Raw genomic sequence first — 20,096 nt, forward strand, 5'->3', positions numbered from 1 at the left:
TTTAAGATGCAAAATTAAGAAAACAAATATATTTTAAGATTAAAGTGTAACATTTTGATAGAGATTTAGTCTTATTAGTGTAATAGGTTAAAACTATTAACATTTCATTATATTGAATTACTTGGCAAAATAAGTATTATTGTTTTAAAATTAACAAACCATGATTGAAATTAAAGACTTGCATAAATCCTACAAAATGGGAAAATCTGAATTACATGTGTTGAAAGGAATTAATTTCAATATTAAAGAAGGAGAGTTGGTTGCTATAATGGGGTCATCTGGTTCGGGGAAATCAACATTGCTAAATATTTTAGGAATATTGGATGAAGCCGATTCGGGAGAATATATTCTGGATAATGTGCCAATTAAAAATCTTAATGAAACAATTGCATCTAGATACAGAAATAAATTTTTAGGTTTTGTTTTTCAATCCTTTAATTTAATTAATTATAAAACGGCATTAGACAATGTTGCTATGCCATTATATTATCAGGGTATAAAAAGAAAAGAACGTTATGAAATTGCCTTGGCTTATTTAAAAAAAGTTGGTTTGGATTCGCATTCACACCATTTACCAAGCGAACTTTCAGGAGGGCAAAAACAGCGTGTGGCAATAGCCAGAGCATTGGCTTCAAACCCTAAAGTATTATTGGCAGATGAACCAACCGGAGCTTTGGATACAAAAACATCATATGAAGTAATGGAACTGATTCAGGGAATCAATGACGAAGGAAAAACAATTTTGATTGTAACACACGAGCCAGATATTGCAGCAATGTGTAAAAGGAATGTAGTCTTGAAAGATGGACTAATTATCGATGATAAATACGTAGAACAAGTAAGAGCATCAGCTTATGTTTAATATTGAGCGTTGGCAGGAAATATTTGAAGCAATTTCCAAAAACAAATTAAGAACCTTTCTTACAGGGATTTCTGTTGCTTCAGGAATTTTTATATTGGTTATTCTTCTAGGTGCGGGTAAAGGACTTCAGAACGGAATCGAAAAACAATTCGAACGTGATGCTGCAGGTATTATAGAGGTTTGGACAGGTGTTACTACAAAACAATATAAAGGACTAAACCCAGGGAGACAAATTCAGTTTAGAAATAGCGATTATTCGCAATCAGTTCAAAAATTTGAAAATCAGTTGGATAAACGAGCTTCAACATATAATTTTTGGGGTGCGAGTGTAACTTATGGGAAAGAATCTTCAAGTTATCAGTTTAGAGGTGTAGATCCTGATTATTTAGGAATCGAAAATGCTACCATTGTAATGGGAAGATTCATAAATAGCAAAGATTTGGCTAATTATGAAAAAGTCGCAGTAATTGGGATGAAAATAAAAACAGACTTATTTAAGGATAAAAACCCGCTTGGAGAACAAATTTCTATAAACAATATCAATTTTAAAGTTGTTGGAGTTTTTACTGATCCGGCTGGAGAAAGAGAGGAAACCAGAGTTTATTTGCCAATGACTACAACTCAAAGAGCTTATGGAATTGGTGACAAAGTAAGTAATTTGTTTTTTACATTAAACAAAAAAGCTTCATATGAAGAAGCATTGGCAGAATCTGAAAAATTTACTGCCGATTTAAAACAGCTTTTAAAAACTAAAAATGTTGTATCTCCAGAAGATGATAATGGTATTGGGGTTTACAACTCAGTTAAAGATGCAAAACAAGTTTATGACTTGAATCTTTATATCAGATTGTTTTTTTGGTGGGTAGGAATTTGTACTATAATAGCCGGTGTTGTGGGAGTTAGTAATATTATGCTAATTATCGTAAAAGAAAGAACTAAAGAAATTGGGATAAGAAAAGCACTTGGAGCTTCGCCAATATCGATAGTTGGAATGATATTGCATGAGTCTATTTTTATTACTACAATTGCAGGTTTCATTGGTTTATTGGGAAGTTTATTATTGCTGGAAGTAGTAGGACCAATGATAAAAAGCGAATTCTTTTTAAATCCAGAAGTTGATTTTAATGTGGCGTTGACCACTTTAGTTTTGCTCGTATTTGCGGGAGCAATGGCTGGTTTTTTTCCAGCATACAGAGCAGCAAAAATAAGACCTATTGTAGCACTTAGAGATGAATAATTATGTTTGATAGAGATAATTGGGAAGAGATTTTAGAAGCTTTAACGGCTAATGTGTTTAGAACAGTGCTTACCGCTTTTGGTGTGTTTTGGGGAATATTTATTTTAGTAATCTTACTCGCAGCAGGAAATGGTTTAGAGAATGGTGTTAAAAAAGGATTTGATGGTATTGCAACAAATACCATGTTTATGTGGAGTCAAACTACATCAAAACCCTACAAGGGATTGCCTAAAACACGACGTTATGATTTTAAAAATAGTGATGTTGCAGCTTTAAAAGAGGCTTTGCCAGACTTACTATATGTGTCTCCTCGTAACCAATTAGGAGATTCTAATGATGGTGTTAATAATGTTGTTCGAGGTACAAAAACTTCTGCTTTTACTATTTTTGGTGATTATCCTGAGCTTATTAAACAACAGCCTATGGATATTATAAAAGGGCGTTTTATAAACCAACAAGATATTAAAGAAAATAGAAAAGTTGCCGTTATCGGGAAAGGAGTTATAAGTGGACTTTATGGAAAAGCCGAAGAAGTTATAGGAACATACATTAAAGTGAATGGTGTAAATTTTATGGTAGTAGGGGTTTATTATTCTAAAAATCAAAATAATGGAAACGCTGAAGCGGAACAAAAAAATATATTTGTTCCTTTTACAACCTTTCAGCAAGCCTTTAATTACGGAGATAAAGTAGGATGGATGGCGCTTACCGCAAATGATAAAGCCTCTATAACCGATTTAAAACCAAAGATCATAGAAATAATAAAAGAAAGACATTCTATTAATCCTATTGATGATAGAGCAGTTGGGAATTTCGATTTGTTTGAACGATTTAATCAAGTGCAAGGATTGTTTACAATCTTAACATTCATTGCTTATTTTGTAGGTACCTTAGTTTTAATTTCTGGAGTTATCGGAATTTCTAATATTATGCTTATCGTGGTAAAAGAGAGAACCAAAGAAATAGGAATTCGTAGAGCATTGGGAGCAACACCTGGAGCCATTCGCAGACAAATACTTTCGGAATCTATATTCTTAACTATTATATCTGGAATGTTAGGTATTGCTGTTGCAACTGGGGTTATTGCAATTCTTAATATGGTATTGGCTTCGATGCCTCAAGAAGGAGAAACGATGTTTGCGAATCCAACGGTAGATTTAAGAGTTGTTTTTGTGGCATTATTAATATTAGTAGGGTCAGGTTTGCTGGCAGGATTTATTCCGGCACAAACTGCAATAAATGTAAAGCCAGTAGATGCTTTGCGAGCAGAATAAATTATCAATCAATAAAATAATCGATTAAACAAAAAACAAAATGAAAAAAGGAGTAACCATAACCGTTTTAATTTTTATCGCAGTAGTTTTCTTCGGGGCTTTGTATTACTTGTATGCAAAAAATCAAGAGTCGCCAATTGTTTATCAAACAGAAAAAGCTGAGATAAAAACGATAGTTAAAAATACAATTGCGACAGGGAATATTCAGCCTGATGAAGAGGTACTTATCAAACCTAATATTTCGGGAATTATCGAAGCTGTTTATATAAAAGCAGGAGAGACTATAAAAGCAGGAGACATGATTGCTAAGATTAAAGTTGTTGCAAATGTTTCGAATGTAAGTAACACACAAAATCAAGTTCAGACAGCTAAGATTGCATTAGATAATCAAGAAAAATTATATCAAAGACAAAAAACATTGTTTGATAAAGGGGTAATTTCTGCAAATGATTTTGATGCTGCACAAGTGGCTTACAAACAAGCAAAACAAACTTATTTATCTTCTAAACAAAGTTTTGATATTGTAAAAACAGGAACTACATCTGGATTAGGAAATTATGCTAATACTTTAATTCGTTCAACAGTAACGGGAATGGTACTAGATGTACCTGTAAAAGTAGGTAATCAGGTTATCGAAAGTAATAATTTTAACGAAGGAACTACAATTGCGAGTGTGGCAGATGTGGGAAGAATGATTTTTGTTGGAAAAATTGATGAATCTGAAGTTGGAAAAATCAAAGAAAAAATGCCAATTGAAATTACCGTTGGAGCCATAGAAAACAAAAAATTTGATGCAATTTTACGTTATATTGCACCAAAAGGAGTGGTAGAAAATGGAGCGATTCAGTTTCAAATAAAAGGGTCGCTTGAAAATAGAGATGATACATTTATTAGAGCAGGTTTAAGTGCAAATGCATCGATTATATTAGATAAAGCAGAAAAAGTTTTGGCTATAAAAGAATCATTGGTACAATTTGATAAAAAAACTCAAAAGCCATATGTTGAAGTAGAAACTGCACCACAAAAATTCCAGAGAAAAGACCTTGTTTTAGGTGTTAGTGATGGAATTTATGTTCAGGTGAAAAGTGGTATTACAGCTACAGATAAAATAAAAATTTGGAATCAAGGCTTGATAAAAGAAGAAGAGAAAAAATAAGTAGCAGTTAGAAAAAAAGAATTTTTGGTTTTTAAAGAATGTTAAATTTGTATAGTATCTTTGCTATGCTTTGATTCAAAGTTTATGAAAAATAATAAATATATTTATTTTGTTTTTGTCTTGCTATTTGGAGCGTCAATTCAGGCGCAATCTAAAAAATGGACGTTAGAAGAATGCGTAAAGTATGCATTGGATAACAATATCTCGATTAAACAATCGGAATTAGATACCAGAAGTGCTACTATTGATAAAAAATCTGCTATAGGGAATTATTTGCCTACAGTAAATGCCAATGCTTCACACTCCTGGAACGTTGGTTTAAATCAGAATATTACAACGGGATTACTTGAAAATCAAACCACACAATACTCTTCTGTTGGAGCAAGTGTAGGAGTTGATATCTATAAAGGATTACAAAATCAGAATACATTACGAAAAGCTAATTTATCTATTGTAGCATCAAAATATCAATTGCAAAAAATGCAAGAAGATATTTCGCTTAATGTAGCAAATGCATTTTTGCAAGTACTTTTTAATAAAGAAAATTTAAAAGTACAACAAGAACAACTTGCAATTAGTGAGAAACAATATACACGTTCAGACGAATTGGTAAAAGCAGGAACAATCCCAAGAGGAGATTTATTAGATATTAAAGCTACTGTTGCAACTGGTAAACAAAATGTTATCATTGCAGAGAATACGTTGCTAATTTCTAAATTAAGTTTGGCACAGTTGTTACAACTAAAACAATTTGAAGATTTTGATGTTGTTGACGATACCAATATAAATGATGGAAATTCTATTTTGTCACAGTCGGCAAGTACAATTTATGAAAAAGCAAAAGAAGAAAGAACAGATTTAAAAATTGCTAAAACGAATCTGGAAATTGCAGAGAAAAATGTCTCTATTGCCAGAGGTGCTTATCAGCCTACTTTAAGTGCATTTTATAATTTTAATACCAGAGCAAGTTACTCAGATATTGTTACAGGGGCAGTTCCGGATGCAAATAATCCTACCAAGCAAATTGGTTTTGTACAAGGGACAAATCAAAGTGTATTGCAAAATAATTTTTCGCCAGTTTTAGGAAATGCAGCGCCAATTTTGGATCAGTTTAAAGATAATAAAGGACAGTCGTTTGGTTTCCAGTTATCAGTGCCAGTTTTTAATGGTTTCTCTGCAAGAAATAACGTAGAACGTTCAAAAGTAAGTTTAGAGAAATCTAAGATCGAATTAGAACAAAAAAACTTAGATTTACAGCGTAATGTTTATACTGCTTTTACAGATGCAAAAGGAGCGTTAAATGCACATGAAGCATCGGTTGTGGCATTAGAGTCAAGACAAGGAGCTTATGATTATGCTAAAGAAAAATTTGCAGTAGGATTAATGAATGCATTTGATTTTAATCAATCACAAACATTACTTACTAATGCACAGTCGGAAGTTATTAGAACGAAGTACGACTATATATTTAAAATTAAAATATTAGAATTCTATTTTGGAATTCCGATTGTTAAAAACTAGTTCATTATGTCAAAAAAAACAATTTATTTCTTATTAGGCGGCGTAATAGTTGTCATTGCAGCATTAGTTTGGTTTAAGAAAGAAGGTGTAATAGGAAATAAAGATGCTGGTACAGAAATAGAAGTTGCAAAAGTAATGGCATCGACTATTGTAGAAACTGTTTCGGCAACAGGAAAAATTCAGCCAGAAATTGAAGTGAAAATTTCATCAGAGGTTTCAGGAGAAATTATTGCGCTAAATGTAAAAGAAGGGCAAGTTGTTAAAAAAGGAGATTTATTGGTAAAAATAAATCCGGATTTATATACATCAAGTTATGATCGTACCGTTTCTAATTTGTCTGGAGCCAAAGCTGGTTTAAGTCAATCAGATGCTTCTTTTAAAGAGGCAAAGGCTAGTTATGAAAGAAATAAAAAGTTATTTGAAAAAGGAATTATTTCCAAGTCAGATTGGGATAAAGCAATAGCTTCTTTTGAAGTTGCCAAAGCAACCAAGCAAAATTCTTATTTTGCTGTACAAAGTGCTTCAGCATCTGTAAATGAAGCTAAAGATAATTTAAGACGTACTACTATTTATGCTCCTGCAGATGGAACAATTTCTGTGCTTAATGTAGAGCTTGGAGAGCGTGTTTTAGGAACCCAACAAATGGCTGGAACTGAAATTTTAAGAGTTGCCAACCTGAACAATATGGAAGTTGAAGTTGATGTAAACGAAAATGATATTGTAAAAATAAAAGTTGGAGACGAAGCAAATGTTGAAGTAGATGCTTATTTAAAAAAGCAATTTAAAGGTATCGTAACAAGTATCTCTAATTCAGCGAGCAGTACATTAACATCTGATCAGGTAACAAACTTTAAAGTTAAAGTAAGAATTTTAAAAGAATCGTATCAGGATTTATTGGAAGGGAAGCCAGAAGCATATTCGCCTTTTAGACCAGGAATGACAGCAACAGTTGATATTATAACAAACACAAAAAAGAATGTGTTGGCGGTGCCAATAAGTGCCGTAGTTGTAAAATCTGATACTACAGCAGTAAAAGAAATTAAAGTTGAAGACCCAAATGATAAAAAAGTAGCTCCTAAAAATGATAAAAAATTCGAATGTGTTTTTGTGAAAGAGGGAGATAAAGCTAAAATTAGAATCATTAAAACAGGAATTCAAGATGATACAAACATCGAAGTAATGTCTGGACTGAAAGCCGGAGATGTGGTAATTACAGGACCATACACAACAGTTTCGAAAGATTTGAATTCAGGAGATAAGGTTAGCCTTAAATCCGATAAAGAAAAAAAATAATAATGACAAGACAATCTAGTTCTATAGTAGAATTAGATTGTTTTTTGTTTCCATAAAATATAAAATTAGTTTGGCTTACATTCTTAATATTGAAACCGCTACAAAGAACTGTTCTGTTGCTTTAGCAAAAGAAGGAAAAATTATTCTGCACAAAGAAATCTCTGAAGAAGGCTATTCTCACGCCGAAAGATTACATGTTTTTATCGAAGAATGTATTCAGGAAGCAGGAATTACTTATAAGGATTTATCTGCAATTGCAGTTAGTCAGGGACCTGGATCTTACACAGGATTGCGTATAGGTGTTTCGGCTGCAAAAGGGTTATGTTTTGCCCTGAATATCCCATTAATAGCTGTAGATACATTACAAACATTAGCTTCTCAGGCAAATGTTACAAATGGTTTAATTGTTCCGATGCTAGATGCTAGACGAATGGAAGTGTATAGTGCTGTGTTTAACTCAAAGTTAGAAAAGCAAAGAGAAATTTTGGCTGAAATTATTACCGAAAACTCTTTTGAAGAATATACCGAAACAATTTATTTTGTTGGAGATTGTGCCGAAAAATGCAAACCAGTTTTAACAAAAGAAAATTTTATTTTTCTAGAAGAAGTTAAATACCCATCGGCAAAAGAAATGAGTACTATAAGTTTTGATAAATTCAAAATAAACGACATTGTAGATGTCGCTTATTTTGAACCTTACTATTTGAAAGATTTTATGGTTACAACTCCCAAAAAGTAATAAAAACTATTTTATTTTTGAAGAGTATAAGGCTGAACAGAAATTCCTGCTTCGTCTAAAGCAATTTTGCAATTTTCTAAAGTCTGAGAAATAACAGTTCCGAAATTTTCATTTTTTGCCCAAGGACGCACTGCAAATTCTACAGAACTAGTTGTTAGGTTTTTTACAAAAACTTCTGGCGCAGGATTCTTAAGCACATTAGGATTGTCTACTAATATTTTTTCAAGAATATCTTTTGCCTTTTTAATATCAGCATCATAAGCAATTGCAAATGTTAAGTCAGCTCTGCGTTGACCTTGCATAGAATAATTAATAATTGTGCCATTAGATAAAGCTCCATTTGGTACAAATACAGTTTGATTGTTTGCGGTAAGCAACTTAGTTACAAATATTTGTATTTCAGAAACGGTTGCAATAATACCTTGTGCTTCAATTGTGTCACCAACTTTAAAAGGTTTAAATACAATTATAAGCATACCTCCTGCAAAATTAGAAAGGGAACCTTGTAGTGACAAACCTACTGCAAGACCCATGGCACCTAGAATAGCTACAAATGAAGATGTTTCAATTCCTAGTTTAGAGATAAATGATACAAATAGTAATATTCGTAATGCCCACAATAAAATATCTGCAAGGAATTTAGATAAGGTAGGGTCGAGGTTACGTTTTACCATTATTCGACGCATTACTCTATTTACAACACGAATAATGTAGAGTCCTACAAATAAAATAAGAAAAGCTGAAATTAGTTTTGGAGAATAATCAACTAATATTTTTATAAATTGATTAACGTACTCACTAATTTGTTCTGGATTTAGATTCATTTTTTTTTAATATAAAAAAACCTTCTCATAGAGAAGGTTTGAATTAGTTTGACAAAGATAAAAATTAATTATTTTATTAATTAAAAATCGAGATCATCTTTAACTATTTATTTAATGCTTTATCCGAAGCTTCATCGGCATCGGCAGCAAGTGATTTTGTTTCTTCAGTAACAGTTTCAGCTGTTGTTGAAGCAGTTTCTTTAACCGAATCAACTGCTTTTTCGATAGCATCCGAAGCTTTTCCAGCATATTCGCTCACAGTATCTTTTGCTTGATTTACATAATCTTCAGCGCTGTCTAATATTGGGGCAGAAACTTCTTTAACCTTTTCGAAAGTTTCTCCAGCAAATGTTTCCGCTTTTTCAAGATATGGAGCCGATGCTTCTTTAACCTTGCCTATGGTTTCTTCGGCAAATGTTTCGGCTTTTTCAAGATAAGGAGCAGCAGCTTCTTTTGCTTGTTCAAATGTACTTTCGGCTTGGTCTGCTAATTCTGTAGCAGACTCCTTGGCAGTGCCGAACAAATTCTTAAAAAATGTTGATAATCCCATAATAGTTCTTGTTGATTAATTTAGATTACAATATTAATCTTTTTTTAAAGAAATATATTATTTACGGAGTAATAATTTATTGATAATAAGTAGTTTGTGTTTTTGGTTTCGTTTTTTTACGACAATAAAAAAGCGCTCCGATTGAAGCGCTTTTTTAAATTTTTTATAGAAATGAAGGGTTATGCATTTACAGCTTCTACTTTTATGTTATCGTCATTTAGCATACTTTTTAGCATATTTTCGATACCACTTTTAAGTGTAAACGTTGATGACGGACAACCGCTACAAGCTCCTTGTAAAATCACTTTTACAGTTTTATCCGTTTCATTATAAGAATCAAAAGCAATATTTCCACCATCGGCAGCTACCGCAGGTTTTACATACTCTTCTAATATATTGATAATTTGTTGTGATGTTGTATCCAGTTTATCAAAAGCTTCATCTTTAGTAACATCATTTTTAGTTGCTACTTCTATCAGACTTTCGTCTAAAACTGTTCCTCCGTTTTCAATATATTGTTTAATGAAAGTTCTTAGCTCAAGAGTAATTTCTTGCCAATCATTAATTTCATATTTAGTTACCGAAATATAATTTTCATCTATAAAAATCTCTTTTACATAAGGAAATTTAAATAATTCTTGTGCTAATGGAGAAGATGCAGTTTGGTCAATATTTTTGTATTCTATTGCATTTTTAGTCAACATTCTGCTTACTACAAATTTTAGGGCTGCAGGATTAGGAGTCGATTCACCATAAACAGTTATTGGCTGCTTTTTAGGTTTATTTTCGTCAATACTTATTATTACTCCACCATCGTTTACAAAAGCTTCGATTTGTTCAGCTACAGCATCTTTTACATCATCCCATTCAACAATGCTATATCTTTCGATAGCAATAAAATTACCTGAGATATATACGGTTTTTACAAATGGTAAATGAAAAAGTTTTTGAGCTAATGGAGAGTTTTTAGCTTCATCAATATTTTTAAATTCAAAGCTCTCATTCTTAGTTATAAAGTCAGGAAATTCGAATTTTAGTATAGTAGGATTTTGTGTTTCTTTTATAGTGAGTTTTGTCATGATTTAGTAATTTTTTACAAATTTACTAAAGTTATTTTCTACTAATAGTTATATTTGATATTTAATATGAAAATAGCGTATTATTTCCTCAATCTTAGGAATTTTTACCATATTTTAATACTAAAATAAAATTTTAACACCTACTTTAATAAACCTGCCCCCAATGTATAGTAAAATTAAATATTCAGTTTTTCTATTATTTATATTTTCTTATTCATACTCTCAAGAAGGGATTCCTGTTTATTCAGATTATTTATCGGATAATTATTATTTGATACATCCTTCGATGGCTGGTGCGGCAAATTGTGCAAAACTTAGATTAACAGCGCGTAAGCAATGGTTTGGTCAAGATGATGCGCCAACATTGCAAACATTAAGTTTTAATGGTCGAATTGGAGATAGTAGGTCAGGAGCTGGAATTATAGTTTTTAATGATAAAAATGGTTATCATTCTCAAAAAGGAGTTAAACTTACTTATGCATATCATATTCTTTTTTCTAGAGATGAAATAGATTTAAATCAGCTTTCATTTGGTATGAATGTAGGTGTAATTCAGAATCAGTTAGACGAAACAGCTTTTGAAGCATTTGATCCAATTGTTGTTGGAGATATTCAAAAGGATACTTATTTTAATGTAGATTTTGGAGCATCATATAACTATCTTAACTTTTATGCCCATGCCACAGTTCAAGGAGCTGTTGAATCAAGACGAGAAATATATACAGAATTTGAAAGTGATAATCTGAGAAAATATCTTTTGAGTGCAGGATATGTCTTTGGAAATAAAAAGAAATTATTGTGGGAACCTTCAGTTCTTTTTCAATTATTTGATAAAACCAAAGAGAAGTTAGTCGATTTTAATCTGAAAGCATATAAGAATATGGATTTTGGTAGTCTTTGGGCTGGGTTATCATATAGAAGAAGTTTTGATGGAGCCCAATATTATAATGGTTCCGGAATATCTACTCAAAAATTACAATACATAACTCCTATTTTAGGGGTTAATTATAAAAACTTCATGTTTGCTTACACATATTCGCAAGTTACGGGTAATGTAAAGTTTGATAACGGTGCATACCATCAAATTACTTTGGGACTTAACTTATTCTGTAAGCGTGAACGATATGATTGCGATTGTCCTGCAATAAACTAATTATAATTCATTTTAAAAATAAATTTCATGTTGATAAAATCTGTAAACGGAAAAACACCTAATATTCCAGAGGATTGTTATGTAGCCGAAAATGCAACGATTGTAGGAGATGTTTCTTTTGGAGATTCATGCAGCGTTTGGTTTAATGCTGTGATTAGAGGAGATGTAAATTTTATTAAAATCGGGAATAAAGTAAATATTCAGGATGGTGCTGTTATTCATTGTACTTACCAAAAGCATCCAACGATTATAGGAAATAATGTTTCTATAGGGCATAATGCAATTGTACATGGTTGTACGATACATGATAATGTATTAATAGGAATGGGAGCAATCGTAATGGATAATTGCGTTGTCGAGAGCAATGCTATTGTAGCTGCTGGCGCTGTAGTAACACAAAATACAGTTGTAACTTCTGGTAGTATTTATGCTGGAGTTCCTGCAAAGAAAGTAAAAGATATAGACCAATCTGATTTTGCTGGCGAAATAGAACGTATTTCTAATAATTACGTAATGTATTCCAGCTGGTTTAAAGAAGAGTAGAGGTAGTTACAAATTTATTTTTTCGAAGAAAGCATTTTTATAGCTTTCGCTGATAGGAATTCTTTTATCTCCAATCAAAGCTTTATTTTTTTGAATTGATTTTACGTGTTTGATATTAATAATGTACGATCGGTGAATTCTGGAAAAACCTTTATTCGAAAGTAAATTTTCAAGCTTTATAAGGCTTATTAATGTTAAGGTGTACTTATTGTCTGTGGTATAAATTTTTACATAATCTTTTAATCCTTCGATAAATAAAATATCCGAAAAGTTTAGTTTTACATTCTCATATTCGGCTCTTACAAACATGAAATCATGGTTGATTTCGGGAGCCGAAATAGGATTTACACTTGCAGGAATATGCAACGGATTAAATAATTGTTGTGCTCTTACAACCGATTTTAAAAAACGATGAAACGGAATTGGTTTTACTAAATAATCTACAGCACCAAGATTAAATCCTTCAACAGCATAATCAGAATAAGCTGTTGTAAAAATGACTAAAGGTTTCTTTTCGATAGCATTTAAAAAATCTATTCCTGAAAAATGAGGCATTTCAATATCCAGAAATATCAAATCAATACTCGTTTGATTTATAATAGAAATAGCATCAATTGCGTTATTGAAAGTACTTACTAACTCTAAAGAATCGACTTTACTCACAAAATCCTTAAGTAACTCGACTGCCAGAGGTTCATCATCTATAATTACACATTTCATTTGTCGTCTTTTTTAGATAAATTTATGATACGAAAATATAACTTGACCACTAAAGACAAGTTAAAATTAGATTTTCAATAGTTAATTTCCTGTTATAGTTTATTGCTATCTAGACCATTATTAACTTAATCTTAAGTGATAGCAGTTTGTATTTCGTCTAGTTTTAAGTTGAGATGTACGTTGTAAAATTTCTTTGTTTCGGTTATTTTAAGTTCGTGTGCATCTGGATAAAGAAGGTTTAGTCGACTTTGAATATTAGTTAATCCAATTCCAGAATTTTCAGGGTCTTTTTTATAGTTTTCTACTTTATTTTCTACCCAAAAATCCAAGCTGTTTTGTCCGATAACTATTCTAATTTTTACAAAAGCAGCTCCTTTATAATCTGTTCCATATTTAAAAGCATTCTCTACAAATGAGATTAACAATAACGGTTCTATAAATTTGTTTTTAGGTTCACCATGTACATTAATAGTAATGTTCTCGATGTTGTTTAGTCTTAATTTTTGTAACTCAATGTAATTCTGAATGTAGTTTATCTCTTTCTCGAGAGCTACCGTTTTATTGTCAGTCTCATACAACATATAGCGCATCAATTCAGACAATGTTACGATTGCATCTGGAACTAAATCAGATTTTTTATGTGCTAGAGAATAAATACTATTTAATGAATTGAACAAAAAATGAGGATTTGTCTGTTTTCGCAAATAAATCAACTCAGTAGTTGTACGATGTGTCTCAGCTATTAATTTATTTTGTTGGTTATTATAAAATTCTGATAATGTCTTAATAATAGCACTTATAGTTACTATTAAAATATAAAAAAACGAAGGAGCTATTTTAAAAAACAAGGGCTGAGTAACCATTGTAGTTCTAAATTTAATATTCTTAAAATGGACAGGAGGTCCTTCACTAGGAACTGTTTTCATCGGAGGCATTCTCCTGGCTAGTTGTATATCGGGTATGAAATAACTATCCCGAATGATTATAAAAGTGACAATTAGAGCTATAATAAATACGGAATAGAGCCAGTACTTTTTTTGTAAAAGCAATGCTGGAACTAAATAGAAATAGTTTAGATAAAATAATATAATTCCAGTAATCCATTGAACATAAAAATCAGGCGTTATCTGGAACGGGCTTTCGTAAAATTGAATCAATGAGGTTAGGATAAAGAAAGTCCATATAACACTATGAAATAGTATTTTGTTAGAACTAGTATTCTTGATTATTTCGACGTTCATTTAGATAGTTATATCTAATAAAATTAAATCTTTTTTTGTTACCGTTGGTGATAAATTAGCTTCAAGCTTTTTTACTACCAAATTCCCAGTTTTTAAGGCTTCTTTTTCGGTAGTAAAGCTCTTGTTATTATCAATAACAGGAATTATGGTTTGCTTGATTATGATTTTTTCATCATTAGCAATTGTGTATCCCCAACCAGTAGCGGTTTTTATAGATTCTACATGATATTTCTCTTTTTTATTGCAAGCTACAAGTAATAAAATAGTAATTACTGCAATGATTTTTGAGACCGAAGAATAAGAATTCTTCTGGATTTTTGCCCAGAAGAATCGATTTTTGATATTAATTGTCATCATCATTTTGTTCTTCCAGAGGTTTAAATTCCCATGCATCATCATAATAAGACGAACCAGATCTGCCTAATAAAACAAACCCTCTATCATTAATAGCGAAACCAACAGCGTCAGTTCTTGAGGCACCTTCTAGCGAGGTTCTTTCTTGCCATAAATCAGTAATTGGGTTGTATTCCCAGATTGTTTTTGAGCCTTCTCCACAAACAATATATCCTAAGCCATTCATAGTAAAACTAGAGGAATTTGAGCGCATTATTGAGTATGTTTCATGGTCATCTTCGCTATCGTCGAGATTTCTTTTTTTAGTCCAAAGATCAGTGCTTGGATCAAACTGCCAGAAATCATTTTGATTCGAACCGCTATTTACACCAGTCCCTAAATATGCTTTGTTATTAATTACAAAAACGGTTGCATTTCTTCTTTTGTTTCCACTAAAGCCATTTACCTGAGTCCAGGTATTAGAGTTTTGATTGTACTGATAAAAATCTTTTAGATAATTACCATCGTAACCTGTGCCGAAATAGGCTTTTCCGCCAACTTGAAATCCTACGGCCGAATAACGTGCCGTACCTGCAAATTCTGCTTTTTGTTCCCAAACATTCGTTGCGGGGTTGTACTCATAAAAGTCTTTTAATTTATTAGTACCATCATAACCAAGACCAATGTAGCCTTTTCCGTTTAACTCAAAAGCAGATGCAGAGCTTCTGGCAACTCCTGGAAATTGTGCTTTTTGCTCCCAATAATCACCTATAGAATTGTACACCCAAAGATCTTTTAGATACTCATCTCCAGTATATCCTGTTGCGACATAAGCATATGCTCCAATTACAAAACTTGCAGCACTAGATCTTGCAGGACCATCAAAAGCAGATTTTTTGATCCAGTTTCCCATCAATTCATCATCGGAATTATCATTACTACAGCCTACAAAAGAGAGACTCGTAATAAATGTTGCGAATAATATTCCTTTTTTTAAACTATTCATAATGTATTATATTTATTAGTGTTTGTATTTTATACCAATGTTAAGAATGTAGCTGTTGCCGATATTAAAATCATAAACGTTATCGTTATCATGATTTGATAATTGGTATTTTTTATTAAAATCATACCCGGCTTTAAAATTCACAAACCAATTTCCATCCATGTTTCTCTCATATTCTAATGCAGTAGTAATTTGAGATAAACTCGCTTTTGTGGCTGTATTACCGTCTAAATATTTAGTGTTATCCAGATTAAAAAAATCTCCATTAAAACTATTTGTCAGCCTAAATACATTTCTTTCATTGTTAGAATATGTTATTGCTGAATTAGGAAAACCAATAGTCATTGTAGCAGCGTCACTTATTTTATGATAAAAAGAAAATGTGGGAGTTATTTTGGGTAATCCTAAGGCATTCGTCCTTTTTACTCCAATATTTATTGTGTTGTTTTTATCTATAATCTTATTAATCTCTAATCCTCCTAAAACCGATAAATCTGAAAGATTAAGGTTTTGCTGAAAATTTAATGTTGGTTCTATTTCTAGGTTCAACGTTGTTTTTTGTGTTAATAGATGTGTAACTACTAATGTGTTTTTAATACTGTTATATGGATTATAATTGTACTTAAAATCATAGTTTTCTATGTCATACTTAACTCTGATATTTTTGTATTGTAATGTATTTGTAATCTTGTTTTTGGTATCGATGTTTTTATAAGCCGAAATTCCGATGCTTGTTTCGTTTAATGTGATTTTATCTGCAGGTTCTGTCTTTATGTTCAAATCCACGCTATAGCCATTTTGAGCATAAATTGTAAACATCGGAACCATAATAAGTAAGGATAGTAAAGTTTTTATTTTCATTATTTATTTATTGGTTCAAAAGTAGTTATGATATTATTTTTAAAAAAAGAAGATATATATATCGGCACTTCCAATAGACTAAATGGCAAATTTTAGTGCTGAATGATGTATTTGTTATCGCTTAGTGTTTATAGATTGTTTTGTTCTATTTATAGATACAAAAGCCTAGACTGTATATGTTGTGATGTTCTCTAGAAAAGTGCATTTTATATTTGTTCAAAAAATATTTATGTACAAGTTATTGTTACCGCTGTTTCTGGGAGTTTTTATGACTTCCTGTAATTCGGATAGAGATGCCGGAGAATTTGTTGTTGGTTCGGATTATTTATCGGTAGGGAATAAAGTAATCTTGATTGATACTTTAACAGTTGATATGTCTACTATCAATTTTGATTCATTGGTTACATCTAGTCAAAAAAGGATTTTGGTAGGAAACTATGTAGATCCTATTTTTGGGAAGGTAAAATCGGATAGTTACCTCCAATTAATTGCAAATAATTATAACTTAAATACAGGAGGTTCAGATACGAATTTGCCAAATTATGTTTTTGATTCCATTGCAATGGTTCTGAGATATGATAACTATTTTTTTGGAGATACAACCCAAACTCAGACATTCGATATTCATCGATTAACTCAAAAAGTAAAGCCAAATAAGGAGGATAAAAATTTCTACAATAATTCGACTCTAACTTATGCTCCTGAAAGTTTGGGGATGATTTCATATAAACCCCGACCAACTGAAAAAGATTCTATTAATATAAGAATGAGTGATGTTTTTGGTTCAGAGCTCTTTCAGAAATTAAAGAAAAAGGAAGTTACCAATTTTGATGAATTTACAGAATACTTAAAAGGAATGGTTCTTACATCATCTACCGCAAATTCATCGAGTGTTATCGGGTTTAATCAAGCAACAAGTGTAGTGCGGCTTTATTACTCAATACATCAAGGGCAATCTGAAACTTCTCTAATAAAAGATTTTTCTATTCTGGATGCTTCCAGGCAGTTTAATAATATCTCATTAGACAGGACAGGTACACTTATTCAGAACTTGCCAGTTTCATCGAGTAAATTACCAAGTTCCCAAACAGAGAATAAGGGGTTTATTCAGTCAGGAACAGGAATTGCTTGTAGGATTGATTTTCCAGGTATAAAGAAACTTAAATATATAGCCGAAAAAGGAGCAATTGTAGACGCTCAATTGATAATAAAACCAGTTGCCAATTCTTATTCTAAGATATATCCATTGGCTGATTCATTACGTGTGTATGTAGGAGATAATTTAAACAGAATTAGTGGTACGCTTAATAATTCGTCGGGTGCAGCCATGTATGCCTTATTAAATAAAGCTAGTGATGAGTTTGATGAAAATGTAGCATACAAAATTGCGATAGGAGGTTTTTTGCAAAAAGAAATGTTGAAACAGTCTGATCTGAAATCCTCATTAATCATTACACAGCCTAATATAAATAAAGCAGTTAATCGACTTGTTTTGGGAAATCAGAAATTACAAAGCAATAAAATGGAATTGAAAATTTATTACATCACTTATTAAATGAAAAATAAAATAGCGTTTGCAAGTTTACTAGTTTTAATGTCGTTGACATCGTTTTCTCAAAGTATTTCTAGTTCTCCATATTCACTTTACGGATTGGGTAGTTTATATGATTCAGATTTTGGGCCAATTCCTTCTATTGGCTCTTCGGGAATTGCATTACCATCTAATGAATTTATTAATAATCTTAATCCAGCTTCATTAGGATTTATGTATCAAAACCATTTTTTGTTTGATGTTGGAGGTAAATTTATCGAAACCACATATCAAAATAATTCAAAATCTGAGAACCGTAATAATGCTCAGTTTTCTCATATTGCATTTGCTTTTCCAGTTACACAAAAGTCGGCTTTTAGTGTTGCTTTACGGCCTTATTCGAGTGGAGCATTTAAAATTTCAAATTTAAAAATTCCAATAGAAAACAGTCAGGATAAGTATAATTTAGATGTAACAGGAACTGGAGGTTTAAATAATTTTGATTTCTCGTACGCCTACAAAATCAATAAAAAACTGTCTTTGGGACTTTCTGCGGCTGTACTTTTTGGTAGCACTACAGATGATAGGTATTATACGGTAATGAACTCTATTACTAACATTAACAAAAAAACTAATTACAACGGGCTAAGACCAACTCTTGGAGTTCAATATCAAATAGATTCTACATTAACAATTGGCTCAACGTTTAAATCACCATCAAGAATAAAAGCTTCTAAAGTACAAAGTGTAACAATTGTAGGAGATTCGGGCACGATAACCACAGATTCTGATACAGCTTCAGACGTCGATGATTTTTATTTGCCTACAGAAATTGGAGTAGGGGTTAGCAAGGTTTTTAAAAATAATTTGACCATGTCTTTTGATTATGAAAAGAGCCTTTGGAACGACACTAAGCAATCAGAATTGTATGGAGATTTTGTAAATCAAGACCGATTTGCATTCGGAGTTTCTTATAAGAGTAAAAAGAATGCTCGTAAATACGTAGATCGTATTGGGTATGGAACGGGAATAAATTATGATACTGGTTATCTGGAAGTCGACAATCAGAGGGTTAAAAACGTGTCTTTTTCGCTTGGATTAACGCTTCCTTTAGAGAGTAACTCTTTTTCTACTTTAAATATTTCGTACTCTTACGGACAAAAAGGGAAAATTGGCGATGGACTTATAAAAGAGAATTACCATAAAATATCTCTCAATTTATCATTGGATGGTTTATGGTTTGTTAAGAGAAAAATTGATTAATAGTTAAAAATTTTTCTCTTCAACTTTGTATTTATTCTCTAGTATATCCGATAAAACTTTTGGATTACCATTAGTGTAAAAAATTGGTTCATCTACAGGGCCATTATTAAATCCTGTTTTTTCGCGTAATATATTTTGCGTTTGTTTTGCAACAGCTTCACCTGAATCTATAATATGAATGTGTTCGGGTAATATTTTTTTTATCTGAGGTATTAAATATGGATAATGACTACATCCTAATACCAAATAATCAATATTAGCCTCAATCATTGGTCTGAGGTAAGATTCAAGAAGTTGAGCCATCTCAGGAGAATTTAAATCTCCATTTTCAATTAATTGTACTAAACCATGACCTACTTGTTCAATAATTTTGGTGTCTTGGTACATTTCGGTTGCTTTGTTAAAAAGCTCACTGTTTAAAGTACCTTGAGTAGCCAGGATTCCAATAGTCTGCGTTTTTGAATTTGTTGCAGCTGGTTTTATTGCAGGTTCTATTCCTATAAATGGAACAGTGTATTGTTCTCTTAATTCTTTAATAGCATTTGTAGTTGCGGTATTGCATGCAACAACAATTAGTTTACAACCCATATCTAGTAAAAAATCTACATTTTTTTTACTTAAGTCCACTATTTCCTGTTTGGTCTTTTGACCATAAGGAGCATTTTTAGTATCTGCTAAATAGATTGTCTTTTCGTTAGGAAGTAACTGATGAATTGCAGTCCAAATAGAAGTGCCACCAATGCCTGAATCGAAAACGCCTATGGGATTATTGTTTGTCATAAAAACAAAGTTAAGTATTTTTTGGAATCAAAAAAAAGCCTTTAACTAGGATTTTTGAGTGGAATAAAATTAATTTTTATGTATAAAAAAAAACTGCTCGAACCATTTTATTGGCGAGCAGTTTTTTATT

At 31.6% G+C, this 20,096-nt stretch carries 20 protein-coding genes; 11 read left to right on the top strand and 9 right to left on the bottom strand.

The window, feature by feature from the left end; translation table 11 throughout:
• The first annotated feature begins 160 nt into the window (after positions 1–160).
• The 7 genes from B8T70_RS08820 to tsaB all read left to right on the top strand — a co-directional run bounded on the left by B8T70_RS08820 (position 161) and on the right by tsaB (position 8,082).
• Positions 161–862: an ABC transporter ATP-binding protein gene (locus B8T70_RS08820; RefSeq protein ID WP_035617842.1), complete on the top strand. Its 702-nt coding sequence runs from the start codon at positions 161–163 to the stop codon at positions 860–862.
• On the top strand, positions 855–2,099 hold the full coding sequence (locus tag B8T70_RS08825) for an ABC transporter permease (RefSeq protein WP_086894634.1): 1,245 nt from the start codon (positions 855–857) through the stop codon (positions 2,097–2,099). Before B8T70_RS08820 ends, B8T70_RS08825 begins: the two co-directional genes overlap by 8 nt.
• A gap of 2 nt (positions 2,100–2,101) precedes the next feature.
• On the top strand, positions 2,102–3,373 hold the full coding sequence (locus B8T70_RS08830) for an ABC transporter permease (RefSeq protein ID WP_039114867.1): 1,272 nt from the start codon (positions 2,102–2,104) through the stop codon (positions 3,371–3,373).
• A 40-nt stretch (positions 3,374–3,413) separates the two neighbouring features.
• Positions 3,414–4,529, top strand: a complete 1,116-nt coding sequence (locus B8T70_RS08835) for an efflux RND transporter periplasmic adaptor subunit (RefSeq protein WP_039114865.1) — start codon at positions 3,414–3,416, stop codon at positions 4,527–4,529.
• An 84-nt stretch (positions 4,530–4,613) separates the two neighbouring features.
• Positions 4,614–6,050, top strand: a complete 1,437-nt coding sequence (locus B8T70_RS08840) for a TolC family protein (protein ID WP_039114863.1) — start codon at positions 4,614–4,616, stop codon at positions 6,048–6,050.
• A gap of 6 nt (positions 6,051–6,056) precedes the next feature.
• Complete coding sequence (locus B8T70_RS08845; RefSeq protein ID WP_086894635.1) at positions 6,057–7,343, top strand: efflux RND transporter periplasmic adaptor subunit; 1,287 nt, start codon at positions 6,057–6,059, stop codon at positions 7,341–7,343.
• Positions 7,344–7,413: 70 nt separating this feature from the next.
• Positions 7,414–8,082, top strand: a complete 669-nt coding sequence (gene tsaB / locus B8T70_RS08850) for a tRNA (adenosine(37)-N6)-threonylcarbamoyltransferase complex dimerization subunit type 1 TsaB (RefSeq protein WP_086894636.1) — start codon at positions 7,414–7,416, stop codon at positions 8,080–8,082.
• 11 nt (positions 8,083–8,093) lie between these two features.
• Here the strand turns inward: tsaB and B8T70_RS08855 are convergent, their stop codons facing one another.
• The 3 genes from B8T70_RS08855 to B8T70_RS08865 form a co-directional block, all read right to left on the bottom strand.
• Positions 8,094–8,906, bottom strand: a complete 813-nt coding sequence (locus B8T70_RS08855) for a mechanosensitive ion channel family protein (RefSeq protein ID WP_039114858.1) — start codon at positions 8,904–8,906, stop codon at positions 8,094–8,096.
• Positions 8,907–9,009: 103 nt separating this feature from the next.
• Entirely contained in the window at positions 9,010–9,456 is a 447-nt protein-coding gene (locus B8T70_RS08860) for a hypothetical protein (RefSeq protein ID WP_086894637.1), read from the bottom strand.
• Between the two features lie 179 nt (positions 9,457–9,635).
• Positions 9,636–10,535: a NifU family protein gene (locus B8T70_RS08865; RefSeq protein ID WP_086894638.1), complete on the bottom strand. Its 900-nt coding sequence runs from the start codon at positions 10,533–10,535 to the stop codon at positions 9,636–9,638.
• Between the two features lie 163 nt (positions 10,536–10,698).
• Here B8T70_RS08865 and B8T70_RS08870 point away from each other — a divergent pair, with 163 nt between their 5' ends.
• Both B8T70_RS08870 and B8T70_RS08875 read left to right on the top strand, forming a co-directional pair.
• Positions 10,699–11,688, top strand: a complete 990-nt coding sequence (locus B8T70_RS08870) for a type IX secretion system membrane protein PorP/SprF (RefSeq protein WP_039118374.1) — start codon at positions 10,699–10,701, stop codon at positions 11,686–11,688.
• 27 nt (positions 11,689–11,715) lie between these two features.
• Positions 11,716–12,231 carry a gamma carbonic anhydrase family protein gene (locus B8T70_RS08875; RefSeq protein WP_039114849.1) on the top strand — a complete coding sequence of 172 codons (516 nt, stop codon included), beginning with the start codon at positions 11,716–11,718 and terminating at the stop codon, positions 12,229–12,231.
• Between the two features lie 6 nt (positions 12,232–12,237).
• Here the strand turns inward: B8T70_RS08875 and B8T70_RS08880 are convergent, their stop codons facing one another.
• From B8T70_RS08880 to B8T70_RS08900, 5 genes are all read right to left on the bottom strand, one after another.
• On the bottom strand, positions 12,238–12,951 hold the full coding sequence (locus B8T70_RS08880; RefSeq protein WP_039114847.1) for a LytTR family DNA-binding domain-containing protein: 714 nt from the start codon (positions 12,949–12,951) through the stop codon (positions 12,238–12,240).
• A gap of 131 nt (positions 12,952–13,082) precedes the next feature.
• The gene (locus B8T70_RS08885) at positions 13,083–14,192 is read right to left on the bottom strand and encodes a sensor histidine kinase (protein ID WP_039114845.1); all 1,110 of its coding nucleotides are present in this window, start codon (positions 14,190–14,192) and stop codon (positions 13,083–13,085) included.
• The gene (locus B8T70_RS08890) at positions 14,193–14,552 is read right to left on the bottom strand and encodes a DUF4907 domain-containing protein (RefSeq protein WP_240474752.1); all 360 of its coding nucleotides are present in this window, start codon (positions 14,550–14,552) and stop codon (positions 14,193–14,195) included.
• Positions 14,536–15,531, bottom strand: coding sequence for a galactose oxidase (locus tag B8T70_RS08895; protein ID WP_039114843.1), 996 nt, complete (start codon positions 15,529–15,531; stop codon positions 14,536–14,538). Before B8T70_RS08895 ends, B8T70_RS08890 begins: the two co-directional genes overlap by 17 nt.
• A 15-nt stretch (positions 15,532–15,546) precedes the next feature.
• Entirely contained in the window at positions 15,547–16,392 is an 846-nt protein-coding gene (locus tag B8T70_RS08900) for a DUF6268 family outer membrane beta-barrel protein (RefSeq protein ID WP_086894639.1), read from the bottom strand.
• A 229-nt stretch (positions 16,393–16,621) separates the two neighbouring features.
• On the opposite strand from B8T70_RS08900, the gene B8T70_RS08905 reads away from it, so the two are divergent.
• Together B8T70_RS08905 and B8T70_RS08910 are read left to right on the top strand one after the other, a co-directional pair.
• Positions 16,622–17,947, top strand: coding sequence for a DUF4270 family protein (locus B8T70_RS08905; protein ID WP_086894640.1), 1,326 nt, complete (start codon positions 16,622–16,624; stop codon positions 17,945–17,947).
• A complete protein-coding gene (locus B8T70_RS08910; protein WP_086894641.1) occupies positions 17,948–19,186 on the top strand; it encodes an OmpP1/FadL family transporter in 1,239 nt (412 codons plus the stop codon).
• Between the two features lie 3 nt (positions 19,187–19,189).
• Here the strand turns inward: B8T70_RS08910 and murI are convergent, their stop codons facing one another.
• Positions 19,190–19,966, bottom strand: coding sequence for a glutamate racemase (gene murI, locus B8T70_RS08915; protein WP_039118380.1), 777 nt, complete (start codon positions 19,964–19,966; stop codon positions 19,190–19,192).
• Positions 19,967–20,096 lie beyond the last annotated feature (130 nt).

The organism is Flavobacterium sp. AJR, assembly GCF_002156885.1.
GTDB lineage: Bacteria > Bacteroidota > Bacteroidia > Flavobacteriales > Flavobacteriaceae > Flavobacterium.